The sequence below is a fragment of the Streptomyces sp. NPDC041784 genome, from assembly GCF_055591025.1.
On record NZ_JBVJAB010000075.1, the window covers coordinates 1 to 4,176 of the forward strand.

Below are 4,176 nucleotides of genomic sequence, written 5' to 3' on the forward strand. Positions count from 1 at the left end.
ACGTCGACTCGCAGTCGGTCAAGAGCGCTTCAGGTAAGCAAGGCAACTCGGGGCTTGGCTGGGGGCGCAGCTCGTGGCCGCACCGTCAGCCCCGCCGGACCGCCCCGAGCTGGGCCCGGTGCAGGTCTGGGGCGGTGAATCGCTGCGCCACCGTGCGCAGGACGCGGGCCATCGCCTGGGCGGGTGGGGTGGCGGGGCGTGCCGCGGCGCGGGCGAGGAGGATGCGGCGGGTGGGAGCCGGGACGTCGGAGGCGAACGGCAGGAGGCGTACGTCGCTGCGTCGGCTGGTGAGGGCCAGGCGGGGTGCGAGCGCGATGCCGAGACCGGCGGCGACCATGGCCTGCGCCTCCTGGTAGTCGTGCGATGAGTAGGCGATGCGCGGCTCGAATCCCGCCTGGCGACAGCTACGGCGCAGGACGTCGGCGACGGGATGGTTGTCGGCGCGGATGATCCACTCCTGGTCGGCGAGGTCGCCGAGGCGCACGGAGGGATGTGTACGCAGAGGCGAGTCGGCAGGGACGACCAGCACGGTGGGGTCGTCCAGCAGGTGAGTGAGGGCGAGCGCCGGATCGTCGAGTCGGTTCCATTCGTAGTCCCAGAGCAGCCCCTGCTCCACCTCGCCGGTGTGCAGCATCTCCCTGAGCTTCGCGAGGACTCCGGCGCGTACCTCGATGCGGATGCCTGCGTGGCGGCGTCGGAAACGCGTGAGCGCCAGCGGCAGCAGGGACGCGCTCGCGGTGGGGAAGGAACCGAGCCGCAAGGTGCCCTGGTCGAGGGCGGTGAAGGAGTCCAGGTCGGCCTGGGCGGCACGGAGTTCCCGGCGGATGGCCTGACCGCGTTCGGCCAGCGCGGCACCCGCCAGGGTGGGACGGATACCGCGTGGCAGCCGCTCGATGAGGGGCTGCCCCGCCTCCTGCTCCAGCAGGGACATCTGCTGGGAGGCGGCGGAGGTGGTCATGCCGAGGGCTTCCGCCGCGGCGGTGAGTGAGCCGCGTTCGGTGGCCTCGGTGAGCAGCAGCAGACGGCGCACGTTGAGCATGCCGTCGACTTTAGCTGAGCTAAACCCAGGTGAAGCGAACTGCGATTGTTCCGAAGTCATGCCTCTGCGAAGGTCTCCGCAATCGCCGAGCGGTTCACCGGCCCGCAATGAGCCCGTAACCGCTTCTCTGCCCTTCTCCCTCCCCTCCGTTGCCCCAGAAAGAGCCTCAGACGTGCACATTCCCGCGACCCTGGTGCGTGGCGGCACAAGCAAGTGCTGGCTGTTCAACCAGGTCGAAGTCCCGACCGACCGTGGCGCCCTCGAAAGGCTGCTGGTCGCCGCGTACGGCGCCACCGATCCCGTGGAGCTGGACGGGGTGGGCGGGGCAACCCCCACCACCTCGAAAGCGGCCGTGGTCAGCGCCTCACCCCAGCCTGGCGTCGACGTCGACTACCTGTTCGCCCAAGTCGGCATCGGGACGGGCTCGGTGGAGTGGACGAGCAACTGCGGCAACTGCGCCACCGGCGTCGCCCTGTACGCGGTGACCAAAGGAATGGTTCCGGTCACCGGCGACCGGACGCGCGTGGTGATGCGCAACACCAATACCGGCGCGGTCCTCGAAGGGATCGTCGACACCCACGGAGGCGTGGTGCAGCACTTCGGCCGCCAGACGGTACCCGGCACCCGTGCCGGCGGGGTCGCGGTCGGCCTCACCTTTCGCGACCCCGCCGGTACCACTGCCTTACTGCTCCCCACCGGCCAGGCCGCCGAGGACCTGCGGGTCGGCGACGCCGAGCCGGTACGCGTGAGCATGGTGACCGCGGGAGCGCCGGTCGTCCTTGTCGATGCCGCCAGCGCCGGGCGTACCGGTGCCGAGTCGCTGGAGCGGATGACCGCGGACGTTCCCTGGCTGCGCACCGTCCGTCATACCGCCGCACCCCTGATGGGGCTGCTCCGGCCGGGCGAGAAACCGGGCGACGCGGTGCCCAAGGTGGGCCTGGTCGGCCCGCCGGTGCCGTACACGACCACCCTCGGTGAACCGGTCGCTGCCGAGGACTACGACGTGTCGGTGCGCATGCTCAGCATGAACGCCCCGCACCCCGCGATCGGCCTGACCTCTGCCGTCGCCGTCGCGGCGGCCGGGCTGCTGGAGGAGTCCGTGGTCTCCCGGACCACGGGCGGCCCGACCGACGAGTGGCTGCGCCTCGGCACGCCCGCCGGCGTCGTCGCGGTCCGCTGCACCGATGTGAGGGACGGCCTTCCGCACCGGGTCACCGTGCAGCGCGCGGCCCGTCTGCTCGCCGACGCCCGAATCTACGTACCGGAAGCAGGCCGCCCGCAAGCCGCCTGAGCCGCGACGAACATCACCTCGGTCAGGCCGGCTCCCAGCCGTCCGCACCGGGATACCCTCGCGCCCTCGGGGCGCGCCACCCCGTCCCCACCGCACCAAGGACAAAGATGTCTGCTGAAGTGATCTCCATAGGCGCCCTGCTGGTGATGTTCGTGGTCGGCACCGTGCTGCCGATCAACCTCGGCATCCTCGCCTTCGTCGCCACCTTCGTGGTCGGCACCGCCTCGCTCGGCCTCACCGAGGACGAGATCTTCGAGGGGTTCCCTGCGAAGCTCTTCGTCACCATCGTCGGAGTCACCTACCTGTTCTCCGTCGCCCGCCGTAACGGCACCATCGACTGGCTCGTCGCAGCCGGGGTGCGGCTGGTACGCGGCAAGGTCGAGCTCATCCCCTGGGTGCTGTTCCTGGTGGCCGCCCTGCTGACGGCGTTCGGTACGTTCACCCCGGCCGCGGTCGCGATCCTCGCGCCGATCGGCATGAACTTCGCCTACCGCTACAAGCTCAACCCGCTGGTCGTCGGCATGATGGTGATCAGCGGCGGGCACGCGGGCGCGTTCTCCCCGCTGGCCGTCTCCGGTGCGCTGGTGCTCGGCCTCGTCGACAAGACCGATTTGCAGGTCTCCGCGGTGGCGCTGTTCAGCGCCAGCTTCGTGATCAACCTGGTGCTCTCGATCCTCACCTACGCCCTGCTCGCCAAGCGTCCCGCCCCGCTGGTCGAGGGCGCCGCGGAGGCAGCCGACGACGAGGACGTCGCCGTCTCCGGCAGGCCCGATTGGCGGCAGTGGCTCACCCTCGCCTCTCTGGTGGCCCTCGTCGTCGGCGCGCTCGGCTTCCACTTGGAGATCGGCTTCCTTGCGCTGGGTGCCGGCGCCCTGCTGGCCCTGGTGGACATGAAGCGGCAGGAGAAGGCCGTGGACGGTGTCAGCTGGTCCACCCTGCTTCTGGTCGCGGGCATGATGACGTACATCGCGATGCTGGAGAAGGCCGGCATCATCGAGAAGATCTCCGAACATGCCGCGGGCCTGGGCGCCCCGCTCGTCGTCGCCCTGCTGCTGTGCTTCACCGTGGCCATCACCTCCGCCTTCGCCTCCTCCACCGCGATCCTCACAGCGATCATCCCCATCGCCGTACCGCTGCTGCTCTCCAGCCACCTCAGCGGCGCCGGACTGATCGCCGCGCTCGCCGTCTCCACGACGATCGTCGACACCTCTCCCTTCTCGACCAACGGAGCACTCGTCCTCAGCAACGCCCGTGGGGTGGACACCCGCCGCTTCTACCGCCAGGTCATCGGCTACACCGGCGGAATCGTCGCCCTCGGCCCCGTCGTCGCCTGGGGCGCCCTGGTCCTGCCCTGGTCATAGCGCAAAAGACCGACGACGGACAGCGGAGGGCGCCGAGCTGGACCACGCACGGCGCCCTCCTTGCTGATTCTGTGTGCAGGACCAGGGGGATACAGACGCAGTCGGCGACGGGCAGCGTGTACCGAAGCGACGCTTTCGACACAATGCGGGTAAGGCCCTCACCCGGAGGTCAAGCGACCGCCGCTTCCGCATCGGGACTATCGCACCCGACCCCGCCCGCCGTCGCGGGCCGTCCCCGCGCCTCTGCGGCCTGTCGCATGCTGGGCCACTGAGGTTTTCGGTTTGGGTGACGTCATGGTGGTGTCGTGATCAGTCCGGTCTCGGCGATGAGCCCGTCGAGCAGCTCCGGCCAGTACTGCACCCGTTTGAGGCGGGTGCGGACCAGCCCGGCGAGGTCATCGATGCTGCACGGGGCGAGGTTGCCCAGGTTCTTCTTCAGGTGCGCCCACACGCCCTCGGCCGGGTTGAGGTCGGGGGTATAGGTC

3 protein-coding genes and 1 pseudogene are annotated in these 4,176 nt (G+C 70.0%); 2 read left to right on the top strand and 2 right to left on the bottom strand.

The genetic code is table 11. The features are described 5' to 3' along the window. Positions 1 to 85: 85 nt before the first annotated feature. Positions 86 to 1,039, bottom strand: coding sequence for a LysR family transcriptional regulator (locus ACZ6D7_RS47295; RefSeq protein WP_469505103.1), 954 nt, complete (start codon positions 1,037 to 1,039; stop codon positions 86 to 88). Between the two features lie 172 nt (positions 1,040 to 1,211). Here ACZ6D7_RS47295 and ACZ6D7_RS47300 point away from each other — a divergent pair, with 172 nt between their 5' ends. Together ACZ6D7_RS47300 and ACZ6D7_RS47305 are read left to right on the top strand one after the other, a co-directional pair. Further along, a complete protein-coding gene (locus ACZ6D7_RS47300; RefSeq protein ID WP_469505105.1) occupies positions 1,212 to 2,330 on the top strand; it encodes a PrpF domain-containing protein in 1,119 nt (372 codons plus the stop codon). Between the two features lie 107 nt (positions 2,331 to 2,437). Beyond that, on the top strand, positions 2,438 to 3,691 hold the full coding sequence (locus ACZ6D7_RS47305) for an SLC13 family permease (RefSeq protein ID WP_469505107.1): 1,254 nt from the start codon (positions 2,438 to 2,440) through the stop codon (positions 3,689 to 3,691). A gap of 292 nt (positions 3,692 to 3,983) precedes the next feature. Here the strand turns inward: ACZ6D7_RS47305 and ACZ6D7_RS47310 are convergent. Then, positions 3,984 to 4,176 (bottom strand): annotated as a pseudogene (locus ACZ6D7_RS47310) (IS630 family transposase); the annotation flags it as partial.